The organism is Nonomuraea sp. NPDC049684 (genome assembly GCF_044465345.1).
Taxonomy (GTDB): domain Bacteria; phylum Actinomycetota; class Actinomycetes; order Streptosporangiales; family Streptosporangiaceae; genus Nonomuraea.
The window spans coordinates 351,410-371,352 of the sequence record NZ_JBITLO010000003.1; the positions used below are offsets into that span (position 1 = coordinate 351,410).

Sequence of the window (19,943 nt, forward strand, 5' to 3'; positions counted from 1 at the left end):
GGACTAGTTGTGTACGTGCAACGGCTTGCCGGCCAGGGCCAGCATCGCCTCACCGACTGCCTCGGACTGGGTCGGATGTGCATGGATGAGCTGGGCGACCTCTGCGGGCAGCGCCTCCCAGTTGTAGATCAGCTGGCCTTCCGTGACGAGCTCGCCGATGCGCCGGCCCACCATGTGGACGCCGACGACCGGGCCGTCCTTCTGGGCGATGACCTTCACCGCTCCGGAGGTGCCGAGGATCTGGCTCTTGGGGTTGCCGGCCAGGTCGTAGACCTGCTCGACGATCTCGATGCCGCGCTCGGCGGCCTGCGCCGACGTGATGCCGACCGAGGCCACCTCGGGGTCGGAGTAGGTGATGCGGGGCACGCCGGCGTAGTCGATCGGCGGCGGGTTGAGGCCGGCGATGTGCTCGGCCACCATGATGCCCTCGGCGAACCCGGCGTGGGCCAGCTGCAGCGTGGGGATCAGGTCGCCGATGGCGTAGACGCCGGGGACCGAGGTCTGGCAGTGCTCGTCGACCACGACGGCGCCGCGCTCGACGGTCACGCCCTGCTCCTCGAAGCCCATGCCGGACGACACCGCGCCGCGGCCGACCGCGACGAGCAGGATCTCGGCGTCGAGGGTCTTGCCGTTGGCCAGGGTGACGACGACGCCCGTCTCGGTGGTCTTGGCGGAGTCGAAGAAGACGCCCAGCTCGTACTTGATGCCGCGGCGGCGGAAGGCCCGCTCCAGCAGCTTGGAGCTGGACTCCTCCTCGGTCGGGAGCAGGTGCGGCAGCGCCTCGACGATGGTGACCTCGGCGCCGAAGGAGCGGTAGACGCTGGCCAGCTCGACGCCGATCACGCCGCCGCCCAGGACGATCACCGACGACGGCACGCGGTCCATCTTCAGGGTGTGCTCGCTGGTGATGACCCGCTCGCCGTCGATCTCCAGGCCGGGCAGCGTGCGGGGGGCCGAGCCGGTGGCCAGCACGAGGTTGGCGCCCTCGTAGACCTCCGAGCCCACCTGCACGCTGCGCGGGCCCACCAGACGGCCCTCGCCCTCGACCACCGTCACGCCCGCGCCCTTGAGCAGGCCCTGGACGCCCTTCCAGGCCCGCGTGACGATCTTGTCCTTGAACGCGTGCACGCCCTGGACGTCGATGCCCTCGAAGCTGGCCTTGACGCCGAAGGACGCGCTCTCGCGGGTCTCGTCGGCGACCTCGGCCGAGTGCAGCAGGGCCTTCGTGGGGATGCATCCCCTGTGGAGGCAGGTGCCGCCGATCTTGTCCTTTTCGATGAGGACGACCGACTTGCCCAGCTCGGCCGCCCGGAGGGCGCAGGCGTAACCGCCGCTGCCGCCACCTAGGACGACGATGTCATAGGCCACAGGAAGGCTCCTTGTCGGGGTGTTCGTGATGCCGTCATCTTTTCATTTGTTTCAGATGCTCGCGTGCCGCTCTGCGAGTCCGATGAGGGTGCGGGTGATGGCGCCGGTGCCGCCCTTGGGGGTGTAGCCGTACGCCTCGCCCTTGTTGTAGGCCGGTCCGGCCATGTCGATGTGCGCCCAGCGCACCCCGTCGGGCACGAACTCCTTGAGGAAGATGGCGGCGGTGAGCATGCCGCCGAAGCGCTCGGGGTGGAGGTTGGCGATGTCGGCGACCGGCGAGTCGAGGCCCTTGCGCAGCTCCTCCGGCAGCGGCATGCCCCAGGCGCCCTCGCCCGCGGCGGTGGCGGCCTCGACGACCAGCTCGCGGACGGCGTCGTCGTTGGCCATGACGCCCGCGGTGCGCCAGCCGAGCGCGACGATCTGCGCGCCGGTCAGCGTGGCGATGTCGACGATCAGGTCGGGGTCGTCCTCGGCGGCGCGCGCGATGCCGTCCATGAGCACCAGGCGGCCCTCGGCGTCGGTGTCGAGCACCTCGACGGTCTTGCCGCTGTAGCTGTGGATGACGTCGGAGGGGCGCTGGGCGGTGCCGCTCGGCAGGTTCTCGGCCAGGCAGAGGTAGCCGACGACGTTGACCGGCAGGCCGAGCCGGGCGATGCCGACCAGCGCGCCGAGCACGGCGCCCGCGCCGCCCATGTCGGACTTCATCCAGTCCATGGCGGCCGACGGCTTGAGCGACAGGCCGCCGGAGTCGAACGTGATGCCCTTGCCCACGAACGCCAGCGTCTTGCCCGCCTCGGGGTGGCTGTAGGCGACGCGGACCAGGCGCGGCGGGTTGACCGAGCCCTGGCCGACGCCGACCAGGCCGCCGTAGCCGCCGTCCTTGAGCTGCTTCTCGTCGAGGACCTCGACGCTCAGCCCGTGCTTGGCGCCCTCCTGCTCGGCGATCTCGGCGAACTTGGCCGGCCACAGGTCGGACGGCGGCGTGTTGACCAGGTCGCGGACGAGCGAGACCGACTCGGCCAGCACGCCGGCCCGCTCGGCGGCGGACTCGCCCCCGCCGGACAGGACGGTGATCTCGGAGACGGGGGCCTTCGGCGGCTCGCCCGTGCGGTAGCGGTCGAAGCCGTACGCGCCGAGCAGCGCGCCCAGCGCGACGGCCTCGGCCTGGGCGTCGTCGTCGGCCGGCAGGGCCAGCGCGGCGCGCGCGGTGCCGGCCAGCGACCGCACGGCGGCACCGGCGGCGCGGCGAAGGGACTCGTGGTCGGAGGAGTCGCCCAGGCCGACGGCGACGAGCACCGGGGCCTGGACGGCGCCGAACGTGGGCAGCTTGGCCAGCTCTCCGGGTTTGCCGGAGAAGCCGAGCGAGCTGAGGGAGGTGGCGAGGTTGCCGCCGAAAGCCGCGTCGAGGGACTCAGCGCCCGTGGCCGGGCGGGGGCCGTCCTGGCCGGGCCGGAAGCCGACGATCAGGGCGTCGGTGTCGACAGAGACTGGGTCTGCTGAGTTCAGCCGCACAGTGGTCACGTAAACCGATGCTATCCACGGTTTCTGCGTACTCACAAACAGGGGTTCATCCTACAAATGCTGGTCGGGCGCATTCCGTTTCATGGTGCTAGTGTCATTAGCATCATGTTGCTCGCGCTCGATCTCAACGACGCACGGCCCCTGCACGAACAGGTGGCCGGCGCCATCCGCCGCGCCATCGGCGAGGGCTCCTACACGCCCGGTGACCGCCTTCCGCCGGCCCGCGACCTCGCCAGGGCGCTCGGCATCAACCCCAACACCGTGCTGCGCGCGCTGCGCGACCTGCGCGACGAGGGGCTGCTGGAGTTCCGGCGGGGCCGCGGGGTCAGCGTCGCGGGCCAGGCCGACGGGCGCGCGCTGCTCGTGCAGCGCGCCCGGGAGCTGCTGGAGGAGGCCAAGAGGCACGGCTACCGCCGTGAGGACCTCATCACCATCCTGGAGGATCTGCCATGAACCCCCGAATCCCCGCGGCCGCGTGGGGCGCGGCCGTCACGGCGGCCCTGGTCCTGGGCCCCATGGGGCTGCGCGACCGGCTGCCCGACCCGCTGGCCACCCACTGGGGCGCGGCGGGCGTCGACGGCTCGGCGTCCTTCCAGGCCCACGTGCTGACGGTGGCGGCGGTGTGGACCGCGGTGTGGATCGCGTTCCTGGCCGTCGCCGCGCGGGGGTGGGCGCTGCGGCACCGGAACGGGCGGGCGCTGTGGTGGGGCGGGCTGTTCGGCGGCGGCGTCCTGGTGCTCGGCACGCAGGCCTCCACGCTGGCGGCCAACCTCGACGTGCCCGACTGGACGGCCGCGGACCTGCCGGGCTGGCACGTCCCGCTGGTCATCGCCGGGTCGCTCGGCGTGGGCGCGCTCGCGGGGTACCTCGGCAGGGGCGGGCCCGACCCGGTCGAGGCCGTTGCGCCGCCCCCGGCGCTGAAGCTGCGGCCCGGCCGCCGCACGGTCTGGGTCAGCCGGCTGGTCAACCCCTGGCTGGTCGCGCTGTCGCTGGTGGCCGCGGCGGCGGTCGTCGTGCTGTGCGGGCTGCGCCTGGCCGGCGTCCTGTCGCCGGCGACCCTGGCCTCCGCCCTGCCCGGGGCGGTGATCGTGCTGGTCGCGGGCCTGGCGTCGGCGACGCTGTCCGTACGGGTCGGCGACGACGCGCTCGTCATCGGCTTCGGGCCGTTCGGCGTCCCGGCGCGCCGGATCCCGCTGTCGCGGATCGACCGGGCCTGGACCGAGGATCGCAGGCCCAGCGAGGTCGGCGGCTGGGGCTTCCGCGGCCTGCCCGGCGCGGCCACCATCATGCTGCGCGGCGGCGAGTGCCTGGTCGTCGGCTACCGCTCAGGCGGGCGGCTGGCGATCAGCATCGACGACGCCGAGCGCGGCGCTTCCCTCATCAACGCCCTCGTCGCGGAGCGTGCACGGTCATGAGAAAACAGCTTCCCGTCTTCCTCGTCCTCGCCTTCGGGCTGTCCTGGCTGGTGGCGCTGCCCATCTGGCTCGGCGCGGGCCTCGGCTCGCCCGCGGCCAAGGGGCTGGCCGCGGTCATGATGTTCACGCCGACCGCCGGGGTGCTCGGGGCGTGGGCGCTGTCGCGCGCGCCCTGGCGGCGCTGGGCCGCCGAGACCGGCCTGACGCTGGGGGAGAGCAAGGGCCGCACCGGCCGGTACGTGCTTGCCGCCTGGCTGGGCGTGCCGCTGCTGATCGCCGTCTGCGCCGGGCTCAGCACCGCCGTCGGGCTGTTCCCGCTCGACCTCGACCGGTTCAGCCTGTTCCGGGCCCAGCTCGCGGCCGCGGGCGTGCAGCCGCCGGCCGACCCCGGCCCGGCGCTCTACCTGCAGATCGCCGTCGGCGTGCTGGCGGGCCCGGTGCTGAACGCGATCCCGGCGCTGGGCGAGGAGTGGGGCTGGCGGGGCTGGCTGCTGCCCCGGCTGTCGGCCACGTACGGCCCGCTCGGCGGCCTGGCGCTGTCCGGGGCGATCTGGGGGCTGTGGCACGCCCCGCTCACCCTGCTCGGCTACAACTACCCGAGCCTCGGGTCGTGGGCGGCGCTGCAGTTCACCGGCTTCTGCGTGCTGGCCGGGATCGCGATCGGCTGGCTGCGGCTGCGTACGGGCAGCGTGTGGCCCTGCGTGGTCGCGCACGGCTCGCTGAACGCGGTGCTGCCCGCCGTGCTGCTGCTCGGGGACGCCGCGGCCCCGCCCGACACCGCGGTGTCCGGGCTCACCGGGCTGGTCGGCTGGGTCCCGCTCGCGCTGCTGTGCGTGGTCCTCGTCCGCCGTCTGCCGGCCCGCGCCCCGCAGCCGGTCGCCTGACCCCGCGTCCGCTCGGCCCGGATCGCCGCTCAGCCCAGGATCGCGCACACCACCAGCGCGGCCGCCGTGCCGGTCTCCACCAGAGCGCCGAACACGTCCCCCGTGACGCCGCCGAGGCGCCGCCGGGCGTGCCGGAGCAGCAGCAGCGCCGCCCCGAGCCCGGCCGCCAGCGCGATCGGGGGCGCCCACGTCCCGGCCGCCAGCCCCAGCCCGGCGGTCACGGCCAGGGCGGCCGCCGTGGCCAGCCACGCCGCCGGATCGCTCACGGTGCCCGCCACCGTCGCCCCGAGCCCGCCGGGCCGGGCGGCGGGCACGTTCGCCCGGCACGCCCAGGTGAGCGCCAGCCGCCCGGCCACGCAGGCGGTCACCAGGGCGGGATAACCGGCCCCGGTCAGCGCCGCCGCCTGGACGAGCAGCGTGATGACCAGCGTCATCACCCCGAACGGCCCGATGTCCGACTTTTTCATGATGTCGAGGGCGTCGTTGGCGGGCCGGCCGCTGCCCAGGCCGTCGGCGAGGTCGGCCAGCCCGTCCAGGTGCAGGCCGCGGGTGAGCGTGGCCAGCAGCCCGAGCGCGAGCGCCGCGCCCAGCAGCGGCGGCCCCGGCAGCAGCAGCGCCAGGCCCGCCACCGCGCCGAGCCCCAGCCCGACCGCGGGGGCCGCCACCATGGCGGGCCCGGCGATCTCCCGATCGACCCGGTCGACCCGCACCGGAACGGCGCTGAGCATGCCGATCGCGAAGCGCAGCCCATGGGTCAGCTCAGCAAGCGGCATAACGCCCGATCCTAGGGCCGACTAATGTGGCGGGAATGCACGTGCTTGAACTCGAAGGTGTAGCTGTCCGGGTTGTCGGCAAAACGCTGCTCGACGGCATCGACTGGCAGGTGGCGTACGGCGACCACTGGGTGATCCTCGGCCCCAACGGCGCGGGCAAGACCACCCTGCTCTCCCTGGCCGGGGCGGTGCGCCACCCGAGCGAGGGCGCGGTCAGCGTGCTCGGCCACCGGCTCGGCCGGGTCGACCTGCGGGAGCTGCGCCGCCACATCGGCCTGGTCGCGGCCAGCCAGCGGCTGATCGACGAGGACCTGCTGGAGGAGGAGGGCGCCACCGCCCACACGGTGGTCCTGACCGGCCACACCGGCACGAGCGTCCCGTTGTGGGACAAGTACGGCGACAACGAGCGCGAGCGCGCCACCCGCCTGCTGGCCGACCTGGGCTGCAAGGACCTGGTCGAGCGCCCGTTCCGGGTGTGCTCGCAAGGGGAGCGGGCCCGGATCAGGGTGGCCAGGGCGCTCATGGCCGAGCCCGCCGTGCTGCTGCTCGACGAGCCGTTCGCCGGGCTCGACCTGCCGGCCCGCGAGGACCTCGTCACGGCGGTCGAGCAGCTGGCCGCCACCCGTCCGGTGCTGACCACGGTCACGGTGACCCACCACCTGGAGGAGGTGCCCGCGACCACCACGCACGCGCTGCTCATGCGCGACTCGCGGCTGCTGGCCGCCGGGCCGGTGTCGGAGGTGCTCACGCCCGGCCTGCTGTCCGAGTGCTTCGGCCGTCCGCTGCACGTCGACCGCCTCGACGGCCGCTGGTACGCCCGAGCCGTCCGCCCGTAGCCCCGGCGCCCGGGGGCCACTCACAGTTCCAGAAGGCGTCCCGCGACCACCAGGGCGACGTACTCGGACTCGGCGGCGAGCCGTTCGTTGAGCCTGCCGAGCGCGTCCCTGAAGGCCCGGCCGGCGGACGTGGCGGGCACCACGCCCATCCCCACCTCGTCCGAGACCGCCACGAGCGGCACCGGCGTGCCGCGCCACGCCTCGACCAGCTCCGCGCAGCGCCGGGCGACCGGCGTGCGGTCGCCGTCCCAGGCCCCGTGCTCGTCGAACACCGCCGCCAGCCACGTGCCCAGCCCGTCGATCAGCAGGGGCGTGCTCGCCGCCGCGATGACCCCGGTCAGGTCCGTCGTCTCCACCGTGTCCCAGTGAGCTGGCCGCCGTTCCTTGTGCGCCCGTACCCGCGCCGCCCATTCGCCGTCCGCCGCGCCGTCGCCGCCGGTGGCGACATAGGTGACGTACGGCTCGGCCGCCAGCCGCAGCTCCGCCTCGGCCGACTTGCCCGATCTGGACCCGCCGAGCAGCAACGCCCGCCGCGGCGGCGTCCCGCGGACCGTTCCGCCGCTCTCCAGGACCGTCCCGTCCGGCACGGCCACCGCCCCCCACAACCGCAGCCGCCTGGCCAGCTCCTCCTCCGACCTGATCCGGTGGTCCAGCCACGCGGCCACCACGGTGGTCCGGTCGTCGGCCAGCCCGGCGCGGCGCAGCTCGCCGAGCCGCTGCGGGCGGTCCAGCAGGTCCAGGACGACGACGTCGTAGCGGGCGGGGCCGTCCGAGGGGGCCTCCCGGCCCGGGGGCAGGCACAGCAGCGCCGCGCCGTCGGCCGTCACCAGGCCGAGGCCGTCGCCGAACGCGCCGGGGCCGGTGAAGGGGAACCGCGCCGCGTCGTCCACGAGCAGGTCGAAGGGGCGGCGACGGGGTTGGGGGAGCCGGGCGCACGAGGCGCACGGGCACCCGTCCACCGGCCAGCCCTGCGCGCCACCGGTCCCGGAGAGAAGAAGCTTCACCGCCCTGAGGCTACCGACCACCCCGACCAGCCAATCGGCCTGACCGGCCCGAACCCGCCTTACGGGCCTGAACCGACCTGACCGGCCCGAACCGGCCCGAACCGGCCTGCCCGGCCCTCAGGAGATAGCGGGTCAGCCGGTGCGGCGGCGGGCGGCCAGGGCCGTGCCCCCGGCGAGCAGCAACAGCACGCCCGCGCCGCCCGCGATCAGCAGCGCCGGAACCCCGCCGGGCGCGCCCGCGGGCCCGGCGGCCCGCTCGGCGGCGCCCGCCTCCCGGGACGAGGCGGTCCCACCTTGGGACGGGACGCTCCCCACGCCCTGCGACGGGACCGCCCCCACCCCCTGGGACGGGTAGCCGCTGACCGACACGACCTCGCCGCGCCCGTTCACGCCGACCCTGGCCGCGGAGGCCAGGAGCTGGGCGGCGGTCGCGTCCTCGGCGCCCGTGACGCAGCGCAGCAGCGGGTGCGCCGGCGGCCGGTCACCCGGCGGCACGTCGCCCTCCCCGTCCCCGAAGTCCACCGCGACCGCCACCCGCTTGTGCCCCGAGCCGGCCGCGTCCTGGACGCACACCGCCGGGAACGACGGCAGCTCACCCCCCGGCGGCTCGCCCACCGACCCGTCGGCCGAGACCGCGAAGCGCCACCCGACGACCGAGCCGTCCGCCGGCTCGTACGCGGCCGTGGACGCCAGCCACGCCGTGCCGTCGCTGCGCCAGACCCCCCACAGCCGCACGGCCCCCGGCGCGGGACCGCCGGGCCGCGAGGAGGGTGAGCCGAGCGCGGAGGAGGGGAGAAGGATCACGGCGGCCGCCCCCAGGACGACCGCCGCGGCAACACGGCCCGCGCGCAGCATCGATGGACCTCCGAGCTCGGGAGTAGGGTTCCAGTGCCGTCGGAGGGAAGGCGCCGGCGAACCCGCGGAGAAGGAGCGTATGGCATGACATGGCGGTGGCGTTATGAAAATGCAAATGGTGGTGAGGTGACGGACCGCCCTTTGCCGCGAGAGGTTTTTCCGAGTCAGGCCGATGCGGAGTCCTGGCTCGGGGAGAACTGGCGTGACCTGCTCGAATCCGGCGTCGAGCAGGTGGCGCTGCTCGACGAGGACCGCGTCGAATACACGGGATTGTCATTGCGTCCGGAGTGATCCGCGAGAAAACGGAAACCCCTTGAGCGCATTGCGGCTCAAGGGGTTTTCCGTTTCACCGGGTCACTCCGGACGGTTCCGGGTCACGGACGGGTGGCGGGGCTCACCGTCTTGGCCGGGTCGCGCTCCACGACCGTGCCGAGCACGTCGTCGATGCGCTTGAGCACGTCGTCCTCCAGCTTGACGCCGGCCGCCTTGACGTTGTCGCGCACCTGCTCGGGGCGGGTGGCGCCGACGATGGCGCTGGAGACGTTCGGGTTCTGCAGCACCCAGGCCACGGCGAGCTGGGCCATGGTCAGGCCGAGGTCGTCGGCGATCGGACGCAGTTCCTGGACGCGGGTGAGCACGTCGTCGTTCATGTACCGCGCGATCATGGCGCTGCCGCTCGCGTCGGTCGCCCGCGAGCCCTGCGGAGGCTGCCGGCCGGGCAGGTACTTGCCGGTGAGCACGCCCTGCGCGATCGGCGACCAGACGATCTGGCCGATGCCCTCGCGCTCGCTCAGCGGCACGACCTCCGACTCGATGACCCGCCACAACATCGAGTACTGCGGCTGGTTCGACACGATCCGGTCGAAGCCCATCTCGTCGGCGATCTTCAGCGCGCGGCCGATCTGCTCGGCCGTCCACTCGCTGACGCCGACGTAGAGGACCTTGCCCTGGCGGACGAGGTCGTCGAAGGTCTTGAGGGTCTCCTCAAGGGGCGTCTCGTTGTCGAAGCGGTGGGCCTGGTACAGGTCGACGTAGTCGGTCTGGAGGCGGCGCAGCGAGGCGTGGATCGACTCGGTGATGTGCTTGCGGGACAGCCCGCGGTCGTTCTTGCCGGGGCCGGTGGGCCAGTAGACCTTGGTGAAGATCTCCAGCGACTCCCTGCGGACGCCCTTGAGCGCCCGGCCGAGCACCTCCTCGGCTTTCGTCCCCGCGTAGACGTCGGCGGTGTCGAAGGTGGTGATGCCCTCGTCGAGCGCCGCCTGCACGCACAGCTTGGCGGCGTCCTCCTCGACCTGGGAGCCGTGGGTGAGCCAGTTGCCGTAGCTGATCTCACTGACCATGAGACCACTGCGGCCGAGGTGTCGGAATTCCATACGTTCGACCTTAGAGCGTCACATGAGCCGATTCGATTCGGGATAGGGTGCGCGACGTGCTCAAGCTCGTCCGCCAGGCTCTCACCGCGGCCGTCCTGATCGCCCTCGCGGTGCGGTTGCGCCGCCGGGCCCGCCTGCCGCGGGCCGAGCCGCCGCCGTCCGTCCCGGCGCCCGCGCCGCGGCGCCGAGGTGCGGGAACGGTCCTGTCGTGGCTGGTCATCGCGGTCGTCGTGACCCTGACGCTGGGGGTCGCCCTGATGGGCACGTCGGTGCAGGACGGCGCCCTGGCCCTCATGCGCGCCGTCACCGAGCAGCAGGCCGACCCCGAGCCCGCGACGCCCGTGACGCCCGTGGAGCCCCCGGCCGACCCCGCGGCACCGGCACAGCCCGCACAGACCACGCAGCCCGCACAGACCCTGCAGACCGTGCAGCCCACGCCAGCCGCCTCCGCCGCCCAGGCGCCCAACTGCGCGCCCCGGCGCCGCCCGATCGACCCCCGCCGGGTCGCCCCCGACGTCAAGCGGGCCGTGGACGCCCAGTGGCGCCGCATCGAACGCTGGCTCAGGAGCAACGCCCCCCGCACCTACCGCACGCTCGGCGGCCCGGTCAGGGCGCGCACGATCGCCGTGGCCGAGTCGCAGATGGGCGTGGACTTCCCCGACGCCCTGCGCGCCTCCCTGCTGCGCCACAACGGCGCGCGCGGCGCCGGCGTCCTGGGCTTCCGTCCCGGGGCCGGCGACCACCTCACCGTCCGCGGCATCAGGGACGCCTGGCGCGAGCTGTGCGCCAGCCGTCCGGCCGGGTCGTGGGACGGCCTGCTGATCCCGATCCTGTCCTACACGGCCGCCGACGGCGCAACGGCGTACGCCACCGTGAGCTCGGCCGACGGGACGGTGGCCGGGGTCACGGGCAGGCGGCTGCGGTCGTCGTACACGCTGCTGCGGACCGTCGCCGACGCCCTCGAACGGGGCGGCGCGATCGACGGCCGCCGCCCGGTGGTCACCGGCGGCCTCCTGCGCTGGAGACCGTCCCGCTGAGCGGCCGGGACCCGGCCCGCGGGACGGCCGGGAAGGCGCGGAAGGCGGGAAGCGAGAGTGCCCACCACCGGACGGTGATGGGCACGCGGGCGTCGCCGATAAGCCGTTTCCCGAAAAATCGGGAAAACGGGGCTACTTCTTGGGCGGCGCGGGCCGCCCGCCCGGCAGCACCGTGGGCGGCGGGAACCGCAGCTTGCGGATCTGCAAAGCGCGCATCGCCGCGTAGAAGCCGACGCCCTTCACGCTCTCGTCCGGGAGCTTGGCCGCGACCTCCTTCTTCACCTTCCACGCCACGTAGAGGGAGGTGGCCAGGACGCCGATCATCATGATCGGCCAGCCGACCGCGATGACGATGTTGAGCACCTTGGCGCGGATCTCGATCGGCCACGGGATCCAGGTCGCCAGCAGGATCAGTAGCGAGAACGGCAGGAAGTACTGGCTGGGCAGGCGCCGCGAGTCGACCCAGTCGCGGGCGAACTTGCGCCCCGGACCCTTGTCGCGAACCGGGAGATAACGCTCGTCACCTGCGAGCATGCCCTTGCGGGCCCGGTCGCGCTCGGCGGCCTGCTTGGCGCGCATCTGCCGATAGGCCTCCTTGCGGTCCTTCGGCGCGGAGACCGGCTGGCGTCGTCTGCCCTCGGCATCCCGGCGCTTGGGTGTGGGACGACCTTTACCCTGGGGCTTAGGATCGTCAACGGGGACGGGGGTGTCGTCCACGGAGGTTTGGGATCGGCGTCGCAACACACGTCAACCCTACCTGGACTGCAACTTAGTGACGCCCCCGTGCGTTATGCGTAGGGTAATCCCAAGGCGGCTGCGCTGCATTGGGTGAACACCAGCACGACCTAGAAGGGGACGGCCGACGCGCATGAGCGTGATGAAGAGACTTTCGATGATCTTCAAGTCCAAGGCCAACAAGGCCCTGGACAAGATGGAGGATCCGCGCGAGACGCTTGACTACTCCTATCAGCGGCAGCTCGAGTTGCTGCAGAAGGTGCGTCGAGGGGTGGCCGACGTGGCCACCTCGCGCAAGCGGGTAGAACTGCAGATCAACGGCCTGGAGGCGCAGGCCAGGCGCTATGAGGACCAGGGCCGCAAGGCGCTGTCCGTCGGGCGCGAGGACCTCGCGCGCGAGGCACTGCAGCGGCGGTCCAATCTGCAGGGGCAGATGGCCGACCTCAAGGTCCAGCACGACAACCTGCAGGCCGAGGAGGAGAAGCTGACCACGGCTTCCCAGCGGCTGCAGGCCAAGGTCGACTCCTTCCGCACGAAGAAGGAGACGATCAAGGCGACCTACACCGCCGCCGAGGCCCAGACGCGCATCAACGAGGCGTTCTCCGGCATCTCCGAGGAGATGGGCGACGTCGGCCTGGCGATCCAGCGCGCCGAGGACAAGACGGCGCAGATGCAGGCCCGCGCGGGCGCGATCGACGAGCTGCTGGCCAGTGGCGCGCTCGACGACTTCAGCGGCACCCGCGGCGACGACATCCAGGCCGAGCTCGACCGCATGGGCGGCGGCATGGACGTCGAGCTGGAGCTGGCCCGCATGAAGGCCGAGCTGGGCCAGGGCCCGGCGCCCAAGAGCGCCATCGAGCAGGGGCAGCCCCAGCAGCAGGCCCAGCCGCAGCAGGGTCACACCCAGCAGCTGCGTCAGCCCGGGGAGAACGCATGATCGTCAGAATCATGGGCGAGGGCCAGGTCGAGATCTCGCCGGACGACATCGTGGTGCTCAACGAGCTCGACAGCGAGCTGGAGGCCGCCATCGAGACCGGTGACGAGGGGGCCTTCCGCGTCAAGCTGCACGCGTTGCTCGACAAGGTGCGCCATGTGGGCAAGGCGCTTCCCGACGACAGCCTTGAGCCGTCAGAGCTGATCCTTCCCCCCGCGGACGCCTCGATCGAGGAGGTCCGGGAGATGCTGGGCGACCAAGGCCTCATTCCGGGCTGAGTCCCGTGGGCACGCGGTTCGCGTCCGACAGCGGCCTGACCCGCCGCATGGTCGTGACGATGTTCCTGCTGGGGTTGCTCTACGTGGCGTTCGTCGGCGTGCTGATCGCCCTCGGCGTGCGCGCGCTGACCGTGCTGGTGCTCGCCGGGGGGCTGCTGCTGGTGCAGTACTTCCTGTCCGACCGCATCGCCCTGTTCGCGATGCACGGACGGGAGGTCTCCCCACAGGAGGCCCCCGAGCTCCACGGCCTCATCGACCGGCTGTGCGCGCTGGCGGACATGCCCAAGCCGCGGGTGGCGATCGCCGACTCCGACGTCCCGAACGCCTTCGCGACCGGCCGTAACCAGAAGCGGGCCGTCGTCTGCGTGACGACGGGCATCCTGCGCCGCCTGGAGCCTCAGGAGCTCGAAGGCGTCCTGGCGCACGAGCTGTCGCACGTCGCCCATCGCGACGTCGCCGTCATGACGATCGCCTCGTTCCTCGGCATCGTCGCCGGGCTGATGACGAGGTTCGCCCTGTACGCCGGCTTCGGCGGACGCCGGGACAACGGCCAGGGCGGCGTGCCGGTCGGGCTGATCATCATGCTCGTCTCGATCGTCGTGTACGCCATCAGCTTCCTGCTCACCCGGGCCCTGTCGCGCTACCGCGAGCTGGCCGCCGACCGGGCCGGAGCCCTGCTCACGCAGCGTCCCTCGGCCCTGGCCAGCGCGCTGACCAAGGTCACCGGCGACATGGCCAGGATCCCGACCACCGACCTGCGCGAGGCGGCGCCGTTCAACGCCTTCTACTTCGCGCCGGCCCTGGCCAGGGGGGAGACGCTGGCGAACCTGTTCTCCACGCATCCGCCGCTGGAGCGCCGGCTCGAACTCCTCGCGTCCATCTCCAAGCAGCTCGGAAGGGGCTGAGGCGGCATGGGCTGGCTCGACTCGCTGCTGGGCCGGTCCAAGCCGGTCAAGCCCAACCTCGACGCGCTGTTCGCGCTGCCGTCCGCGGCCGTGACGCTCCAGGCCGCGACCGGTCTCGTCCCCACCGGTCTCGGCTCGGTGTCGTTCAGGGCCGCGGAGGGCGGCGCGTTCGCCACGCTGGAGAGCGACGTCAAGGCGCTGCTCGGCGGGCGCGTCGAGGAGTCCGACGACGGCTACGGCTACACCTGGCTGCTGGTCCGCCGCGCGCCGGACGACGTCAGCGACCTGGTCACCGAGCTGCACGCGGTCAACTCCTCGCTGGAGTCGGCCGGGTTCGGGCCCTCGCTGCTGTGCTCGCTGGTGTCGTTCGCCGACCCGGCGGGCAGGCGGCTGGCGGTGGTCTACCTGTACAAGCGCGGCACGTTCTACCCGTTCGCGCCGCTGCCCGGGAACAGGCGCGACAACGCCCTCGAACTGCAGGCCAGAGGCGCCCTGGACGGCGAGCTGCCGCTGGAGGCCGACCTCGGCCGATGGTTCCCGGTATGGGGTGCTCCGGGCCTTTGACCACGGATGGTGTTCTAATCATCACGTGGAGCGAAGGTTGTTCGTCGCCGCGGCCTCGGCGCTCATCGTGGCGGCCGTGCTGTACAGCGCCTGGATCACCGGCCAGTTCACCACGCCCGCCGTGGACAGGACCGACGGCTACGTGAGCGAGCTGGCCGCCCGCGACCAGCCGTGGACGCGCCTGTTCCGGGTCAGCGACGTGCTGTCCGGGCTGGCCTGCCTGGCCGCGGTGGCGACGGTGCCCAGGGTGGCGCGCGAGTGGGCCGGCTGGCTGGCGCTGGCCGCCTTCGGGCTGCTGACGGTCGTCTCCGGCCTGGTCCCGCTCGACTGCGCCGTGCTCAGCGACCCCACCTGCCGCGGCGAGGGGGTCTCGCACCGGCTCCACATGGTGGCCGGCGCGCTGGCCATGACGGCCGTGCTGACCGCGATGGCGGTGCTGTCCGCGCACTGGCGCTCGTGGGTGTCGTGGTTGTTCACCGGCCTGAGCGCGGGGGCGACCGGGCTCATGCTGGCCGCCCTGGCCGCCGGGCGGCTGGCCGGCGTCGCTCACCGGATCCAGCTCACGATGGTCGCCGTCTGGGTCGTGTACGTGGCGCTCAGGCTGCTCGTCCACGACGACGACGAGGCTCCCGGCGGCCCCCCGCACGTCCTGGACCAGGGGGCGGGCCCCGGCGTGCTCATCACGGCGGGCCTCGGCGGCGCCTGGTTCCACTGGGACGCCGTGGCCGCCGGCCTGGCCGCCTGCCACCGGGTCGTCCGCTTCGACCGTCCGGGGCTCGGCCTCAGCCCGCCGGCGACCGACCGGCCCACCCTGTACGGCGAGGTGGCCCGGCTGGCCGCGCTGGCCCCCGCGCAGCCGTCCCAGATCACGCTGGTCGCGCACGGCCTGTCCTGCTGGCACGCCGAGGCGTTCGCCCGGTTGCACCCGCTCTGCGTGGCCAAGCTCGTCCTGGTCGACCCCAGCCCGCCGCCCGTGCGCCGGCCGCTCGCGCTCGCCGCCGTCCTGGGCGCGTGGCTGCCCGCGCTCGGCGGCACGTGGGGCGCGAACGTGCTGGCCCGCCTGACCGGGCCGCCGGCGCACCGCCTGGTCACGGGCATGGGCGACCCCTTCGGCGTGTACCGGATGGGCAAGGTGCCCGCGGCGGTGGCGGGGGAGTGGCTGGCCCGCCGCGACATGGCCGCCGATCTCCGCGACATCCGGGCCGGTCATCCCTTTCCCGACATCCCGGTCACCGTGCTCGGCGCGGGCGGCCGGGACGCCCGCAGGCAGAGCCTGGCGGCCTGCCTCGACGCCAAGCTGGTGCTGCTGCCCGGCTCGGGACACCAGGTCGAGCTGGACGATCCGGGCGCGATCGTCGACGCCGTATGAGCCGCCGTATGAGCCGGAGTGTGAGCCGCCATGTGAACCGGCCGTGGGCGGGGGCAGGACTCGCCCGTAGGATCGAGGCGAACCCAGTCGAGGGGGGCAGGCGTGGACATCTCCGTCGTCGGTGAGGGCAGCGTGCAGGCCGCGCCCGACGTCCTGCGGTTGCTGGCGGGCGTCGAGGTGCGCAGGGCGTCGGCGTCCGAGGCGTTCACGGCGGTCAGGGCCGCCGCGGCCCGGCTGGCCGACGCGCTGGCCGGGGCCGGCGTCGCGGCCCACGACGTGCGCACGGTCGAGCTCTCGCTCGGCCCCGAGTACGAGGTCTACCCGAAGGTCTCCGCCTACCGGGCGGCCCAGGGCGTCGAGGTGGTGGTCAGGGACCTGTCGCGGGCCGACGCCGTCATCGACACGGTCGCCGGCGTGGGCGAGGAGGCCCGGCTCAACGGCGTGGCCTTCGAGCTGTCCGACCCGGCGTCGGTGCTCGGCGAGGCCAGGACGAGGGCGTTCAGGGACGCCGCGGCCAAGGCCGCCCACTACGCCGAGCTGGCCGGACGCCCGCTCGGCCCGGTCGTGTCGATCTCCGAGGAGGTCAGGGGCGGCCCCCAGCCGCTGGTGGCGATGGCCGCGGCGGCCGAGAGCGCGTCCTCGGTCAGCCCCGGCCGCCAGACGCTGACGGTCGGCGTCCGCGTCGGCTACGACTTCGCCTGACCGCGCCGTACCGTACCGGACGGGGCCGGAAAGAGCCGGGCCCGCGGCGAGGGCGGGCGCTCCTCGCCACGGGCCCGGCCCGTCGGGGGAGGGCGTTACGGGAGCGCCAGCATGCGGTCCAGCGCGACCCTGGCCCAGTGCGCGGTGTCCTCGTCCACCGTGATCCGGTTGACGACGTCGCCCAGCACGAGCGACTCCAGCGCCCACACCAGGTGCGGCAGGTCGATCCGGTTCATCGTGGAGCAGTAGCAGACCGTCCGGTCCAGGAACGAGACGTTCTTGTCGGGGAACATCGCGCCCAGCCGCTTGACCAGGTTCAGCTCGGTGCCGACGGCCCAGCTCGACCCGGCGGGAGCGGCCTGGAGGGTCTTGATGATGTGCTCGGTCGAGCCCACGTGGTCGGCCTTGAGCACCACCTCGTGCCGGCACTCGGGGTGGACCAGCACGTTCACGCCGGGGATGCGCGCGCGCACGTCGTCGACGGACTCGGCCGTGAAGCGGCCGTGCACCGAGCAGTGGCCCTTCCACAGGATCATCCGCGCCCGGTCGAGCTGCTCGCGGGTCAGCCCGCCGCCGGGGCGGTGGGGGTTCCAGACCACGCAGTCCTCCAGGGACATGCCCATCTCGAGCACCGCCGTGTTGCGCCCGAGGTGCTGGTCGGGCAGGAACAGCACCTTGCGGCCCTGCTCGAACGCCCAGTCCAGGGCCCTCCTGGCGTTGGAGGAGGTGCACACCACGCCGCCGTTGCGCCCGCAGAACGCCTTGATGTCGGCGCTGGAGTTCATGTACGTGACGGGGACCACCTCGCCGGCCAGACCGGCGTCCTCAAGGGCCTCCCAGCACTCCTCCACCTGGTCGAACGTGGCCATGTCGGCCATGGAGCACCCGGCGGCCAGGTCGGGCAGCACCACCTTGTGGGCCTCGCCGGTGAGGATGTCGGCGGACTCGGCCATGAAGTGCACGCCGCAGAAGACGATGAACTCCGCCTCGGGCCGCGCGGCGGCCTGCTGGGCCAGCTTGAAGGAGTCGCCGGTCACGTCGGCGAACTGGATGACCTCGTCGCGCTGGTAGTGGTGGCCCAGCACGAACAGGCGGTCGCCCAGCGCCTCCTTGGCCTTGCGGGCGCGCTCGACCAGGTCAGGGTCGGACGCGGGCGGCAGCTCGCCGGGGCAGTCGACGCCCTTCTCGCTGTGCGGATCGGCGCCCTGCCCGAGGACGAAGAGCGGCAGCCCAGTCTGGGTGGCCATCGCCATACCCCCTTATCGTCGGTTTGACGATACTCACTATGACACATGGACGAACGTGGTTATTCCGGGGGTAGGGGACCCGGGAATGTGTGGCATGGGCGAGGTGTTGGTAGCGTCATCAGTAGGACGTCGGAAACAGACAGCCGGGTTAGGGAGTCAGCAGATGACGGTTGAGAGCAGCGAGACCACGACGCAGGGCCTGATCCTGACTGACGCGGCCGCCGCGAAGGTCAAGAGCCTGCTGGAGCAGCAGGGTGAGGAAGGTCTGCAGCTGAGGGTCGCCGTGCAGCCGGGTGGTTGCTCCGGCCTGCGCTACCAGCTCTTCTTCGACGACCGTTCCATGGACGGTGACGTGGTGACGGACTTCGGCGGTGTCAGCGTGGTCACCGACCGCATGAGCGCCCCCTACCTGATGGGCGCCAGCATCGACTTCGTCGACACGATCGAGAAGCAGGGCTTCACCATCGACAACCCCAACGCCACCGGCTCCTGCGCCTGTGGCGACTCGTTCAACTAAGGGGTCACGGCTTCGGCCTGTGGGGTCCCGCCCGCCTTTGTGCGAGCGGGACCTTCGCGTATTCTCGTGGGGCTCATTGGCCTGCTGACAACGAGGAAGAAGAATCCCGTGCGCATCGCCGTAACCGGCTCCATCGCGACAGACCACCTGATGACGTTCCCAGGAAGCTTCGGCGATCAGCTCATCGCCGAGCAGCTCGACCGGGTGTCGCTCTCGTTCCTGGTCGACGACCTTCAGATCCGTCGCGGCGGCTGCGCGGCCAACATCGCCTTCGGCATGGGCTGCCTCGGCCTCAAGCCGATCCTGGTGGGCGCCGTCGGCAACGACTTCGCCGACTACCGCTCCTGGCTGGAGCGTCACGGCGTCGACTGCGAGTCCGTGCACATCTCCGAGACGCAGCACACCGCGCGCTTCCTGTGCACCACCGACGAGCACCACAACCAGATCGCCTCCTTCTACACCGGGGCGATGGCCGAGGCGCGGCTGATCGAGCTGCAGCCGGTCGCCTCCCGCCTCGGCGGCCTCGACCTGGTGCTGATCAGCCCCAACGACCCCGACGCGATGCTGCGGCACACCGACGAGTGCCGCCAGCGCGGCATCCCCTTCGCCGCCGACATCTCCCAGCAGCTCGCCCGCATGGAGGACGAGCAGATCAGGCAGCTCGTCGACGGCGCCGCCTACCTGTTCTCCAACGACTACGAGAAGGGGCTCATCGAGCAGAAGACCGGCTGGTCCGACGAGGAGATCCTCGACCGGGTCGGCGTCCGCGTCACCACGCTCGGCCCCAAGGGCGCCGTCATCGACCGCAAGGGCGAGCCGTCCATCCAGGTCGCCCCGGCCCCCGAGCGCGGCAAGGCCGACCCCACGGGCGTCGGCGACGCCTTCCGGGCCGGCTTCCTGTCCGGCCTGGCCTGGGGCCTGCCGCTGGAGCGCTGCGGCCAGATCGGCAACCTGACGGCCACGCACGTGCTGGAGCGCGTCGGCGGTCAGGAGTACGAGCTGGGGCAGAAGGTCTTCCTGGAGCGCTTCACGGCCGCCTACGGCGCCGAGGCCGCGGCCGACATCGCCGGCCACGTGCGCTGCTACCACCCCTGACATGCGTGCGCCCCGCCCGCCCGCAGGCGTGGCGGGGCGGTCCCCGTACGGGTGTCAGCGCTTGGCGTACACCCGGTGCACGAACTCGGCGAGCTGGTCGTCCGGCAGGCACCGGGCGAGGTCGGCCTCGCTGATCATGCCGACGATCCGTTCGTTCTCCAGCACCGGCAGCCGCTTGATCTGGTTCTGCTCCATGCGCGACAGCGCCTCCTGCACGGTGGCGTCCGCCGTCACCCAGACCAGGCCGGTCGCCAGCTCGCCCGCCGTCACCTGCGCGGGGTCGTGACCGGCCGCGACGCACTTGATCACGATGTCGCGGTCGGTGATGATGCCGGTCACCCGGTCGTCGGGGCCGCACACGGGCAGCGCGCCCACGTCGTTGCTGCGCATCATCTGGGCCGCCCGGTCGAGCGTCTCGTGCGCGGCGATGCACTCCGCGCCCGTGCTCATCACGTCGCGGGCGGTCTCGTTCCCCTTGGCCATGTTCTCCCCCGAATGGTCGATGTGCCGTCAGGGGAGGGCTCTACCCAC

General features: G+C 72.7%; 23 protein-coding genes. 14 read left to right on the forward strand and 9 right to left on the reverse strand.

Features of this window, described 5'->3' with window-relative positions; translation table 11 throughout:
* Positions 1–3: 3 nt before the first annotated feature.
* Entirely contained in the window at positions 4–1,368 is a 1,365-nt protein-coding gene (gene lpdA / locus ACIBST_RS11900) for a dihydrolipoyl dehydrogenase (protein ID WP_352323062.1), read from the reverse strand.
* A gap of 51 nt (positions 1,369–1,419) precedes the next feature.
* Positions 1,420–2,889: a leucyl aminopeptidase gene (locus ACIBST_RS11905; RefSeq protein WP_397171106.1), complete on the reverse strand. Its 1,470-nt coding sequence runs from the start codon at positions 2,887–2,889 to the stop codon at positions 1,420–1,422.
* 105 nt (positions 2,890–2,994) lie between these two features.
* Between ACIBST_RS11905 and ACIBST_RS11910 the strand changes: the two genes are divergently transcribed.
* The 3 genes from ACIBST_RS11910 to ACIBST_RS11920 are packed head-to-tail and all read left to right on the forward strand — an operon-like array spanning position 2,995 to position 5,188.
* A complete protein-coding gene (locus tag ACIBST_RS11910; protein ID WP_387647671.1) occupies positions 2,995–3,342 on the forward strand; it encodes a GntR family transcriptional regulator in 348 nt (115 codons plus the stop codon).
* Positions 3,339–4,304, forward strand: coding sequence for a hypothetical protein (locus tag ACIBST_RS11915; RefSeq protein ID WP_397171107.1), 966 nt, complete (start codon positions 3,339–3,341; stop codon positions 4,302–4,304). The genes ACIBST_RS11910 and ACIBST_RS11915 overlap by 4 nt, the downstream gene beginning before the upstream one ends.
* Complete coding sequence (locus tag ACIBST_RS11920) at positions 4,301–5,188, forward strand: lysostaphin resistance A-like protein (RefSeq protein ID WP_397171108.1); 888 nt, start codon at positions 4,301–4,303, stop codon at positions 5,186–5,188. Before ACIBST_RS11915 ends, ACIBST_RS11920 begins: the two co-directional genes overlap by 4 nt.
* Positions 5,189–5,217: 29 nt before the next feature.
* On the opposite strand, the gene ACIBST_RS11925 is transcribed toward ACIBST_RS11920, so the two are convergent.
* Positions 5,218–5,961 (reverse strand): adenosylcobinamide-GDP ribazoletransferase, encoded by a 744-nt coding sequence (locus ACIBST_RS11925; protein ID WP_397171109.1) that lies wholly within the window; start codon positions 5,959–5,961, stop codon positions 5,218–5,220.
* A gap of 35 nt (positions 5,962–5,996) precedes the next feature.
* Between ACIBST_RS11925 and ACIBST_RS11930 the strand changes: the two genes are divergently transcribed.
* Positions 5,997–6,797, forward strand: a complete 801-nt coding sequence (locus ACIBST_RS11930) for an ABC transporter ATP-binding protein (RefSeq protein WP_397171111.1) — start codon at positions 5,997–5,999, stop codon at positions 6,795–6,797.
* 20 nt (positions 6,798–6,817) lie between these two features.
* Here the strand turns inward: ACIBST_RS11930 and ACIBST_RS11935 are convergent, their stop codons facing one another.
* Both ACIBST_RS11935 and ACIBST_RS11940 read right to left on the reverse strand, forming a co-directional pair.
* Positions 6,818–7,801 (reverse strand): bifunctional adenosylcobinamide kinase/adenosylcobinamide-phosphate guanylyltransferase, encoded by a 984-nt coding sequence (locus ACIBST_RS11935; RefSeq protein WP_397171113.1) that lies wholly within the window; start codon positions 7,799–7,801, stop codon positions 6,818–6,820.
* Positions 7,802–7,933: 132 nt separating this feature from the next.
* Positions 7,934–8,656, reverse strand: coding sequence for an SCO2322 family protein (locus tag ACIBST_RS11940; RefSeq protein WP_397171115.1), 723 nt, complete (start codon positions 8,654–8,656; stop codon positions 7,934–7,936).
* Between the two features lie 84 nt (positions 8,657–8,740).
* Between ACIBST_RS11940 and ACIBST_RS11945 the strand changes: the two genes are divergently transcribed.
* A complete protein-coding gene (locus ACIBST_RS11945; protein WP_225273734.1) occupies positions 8,741–8,947 on the forward strand; it encodes a hypothetical protein in 207 nt (68 codons plus the stop codon).
* A gap of 83 nt (positions 8,948–9,030) precedes the next feature.
* Here the strand turns inward: ACIBST_RS11945 and ACIBST_RS11950 are convergent, their stop codons facing one another.
* A complete protein-coding gene (locus ACIBST_RS11950) occupies positions 9,031–10,029 on the reverse strand; it encodes an aldo/keto reductase family protein (RefSeq protein ID WP_397171116.1) in 999 nt (332 codons plus the stop codon).
* 56 nt (positions 10,030–10,085) lie between these two features.
* Between ACIBST_RS11950 and ACIBST_RS11955 the strand changes: the two genes are divergently transcribed.
* A complete protein-coding gene (locus ACIBST_RS11955; protein ID WP_397171117.1) occupies positions 10,086–11,066 on the forward strand; it encodes a hypothetical protein in 981 nt (326 codons plus the stop codon).
* 132 nt (positions 11,067–11,198) lie between these two features.
* Here the strand turns inward: ACIBST_RS11955 and ACIBST_RS11960 are convergent, their stop codons facing one another.
* Positions 11,199–11,810 carry a DUF3043 domain-containing protein gene (locus ACIBST_RS11960; protein WP_397171119.1) on the reverse strand — a complete coding sequence of 204 codons (612 nt, stop codon included), beginning with the start codon at positions 11,808–11,810 and terminating at the stop codon, positions 11,199–11,201.
* A 124-nt stretch (positions 11,811–11,934) separates the two neighbouring features.
* On the opposite strand from ACIBST_RS11960, the gene ACIBST_RS11965 reads away from it, so the two are divergent.
* The 6 genes from ACIBST_RS11965 (at position 11,935) to ACIBST_RS11990 (ending at position 16,553) form a co-directional block, all read left to right on the forward strand.
* Positions 11,935–12,738, forward strand: a complete 804-nt coding sequence (locus ACIBST_RS11965; RefSeq protein ID WP_352323075.1) for a PspA/IM30 family protein — start codon at positions 11,935–11,937, stop codon at positions 12,736–12,738.
* Positions 12,735–13,013, forward strand: a complete 279-nt coding sequence (locus tag ACIBST_RS11970; RefSeq protein WP_397171121.1) for a hypothetical protein — start codon at positions 12,735–12,737, stop codon at positions 13,011–13,013. The genes ACIBST_RS11965 and ACIBST_RS11970 overlap by 4 nt, the downstream gene beginning before the upstream one ends.
* Before the next feature lie 5 nt (positions 13,014–13,018).
* The gene (htpX, locus tag ACIBST_RS11975) at positions 13,019–13,918 is read left to right on the forward strand and encodes a zinc metalloprotease HtpX (RefSeq protein ID WP_397171123.1); all 900 of its coding nucleotides are present in this window, start codon (positions 13,019–13,021) and stop codon (positions 13,916–13,918) included.
* Between the two features lie 6 nt (positions 13,919–13,924).
* Positions 13,925–14,482 carry a hypothetical protein gene (locus tag ACIBST_RS11980; protein WP_397171125.1) on the forward strand — a complete coding sequence of 186 codons (558 nt, stop codon included), beginning with the start codon at positions 13,925–13,927 and terminating at the stop codon, positions 14,480–14,482.
* A 25-nt stretch (positions 14,483–14,507) separates the two neighbouring features.
* A complete protein-coding gene (locus ACIBST_RS11985; protein WP_397171126.1) occupies positions 14,508–15,851 on the forward strand; it encodes an alpha/beta fold hydrolase in 1,344 nt (447 codons plus the stop codon).
* 102 nt (positions 15,852–15,953) lie between these two features.
* Positions 15,954–16,553 carry an SIMPL domain-containing protein gene (locus ACIBST_RS11990; protein WP_357993062.1) on the forward strand — a complete coding sequence of 200 codons (600 nt, stop codon included), beginning with the start codon at positions 15,954–15,956 and terminating at the stop codon, positions 16,551–16,553.
* A 95-nt stretch (positions 16,554–16,648) separates the two neighbouring features.
* On the opposite strand, the gene nadA is transcribed toward ACIBST_RS11990, so the two are convergent.
* Positions 16,649–17,806 (reverse strand): quinolinate synthase NadA, encoded by a 1,158-nt coding sequence (gene nadA, locus ACIBST_RS11995; RefSeq protein ID WP_397171128.1) that lies wholly within the window; start codon positions 17,804–17,806, stop codon positions 16,649–16,651.
* A gap of 157 nt (positions 17,807–17,963) precedes the next feature.
* On the opposite strand from nadA, the gene erpA reads away from it, so the two are divergent.
* The gene (gene erpA / locus ACIBST_RS12000; protein WP_049566397.1) at positions 17,964–18,317 is read left to right on the forward strand and encodes an iron-sulfur cluster insertion protein ErpA; all 354 of its coding nucleotides are present in this window, start codon (positions 17,964–17,966) and stop codon (positions 18,315–18,317) included.
* Between the two features lie 108 nt (positions 18,318–18,425).
* Positions 18,426–19,412 (forward strand): carbohydrate kinase family protein, encoded by a 987-nt coding sequence (locus ACIBST_RS12005; protein WP_397171130.1) that lies wholly within the window; start codon positions 18,426–18,428, stop codon positions 19,410–19,412.
* Between the two features lie 54 nt (positions 19,413–19,466).
* Here the strand turns inward: ACIBST_RS12005 and ACIBST_RS12010 are convergent, their stop codons facing one another.
* Positions 19,467–19,895, reverse strand: a complete 429-nt coding sequence (locus ACIBST_RS12010; protein ID WP_358294148.1) for a CBS domain-containing protein — start codon at positions 19,893–19,895, stop codon at positions 19,467–19,469.
* Positions 19,896–19,943: the final 48 nt, after the last annotated feature.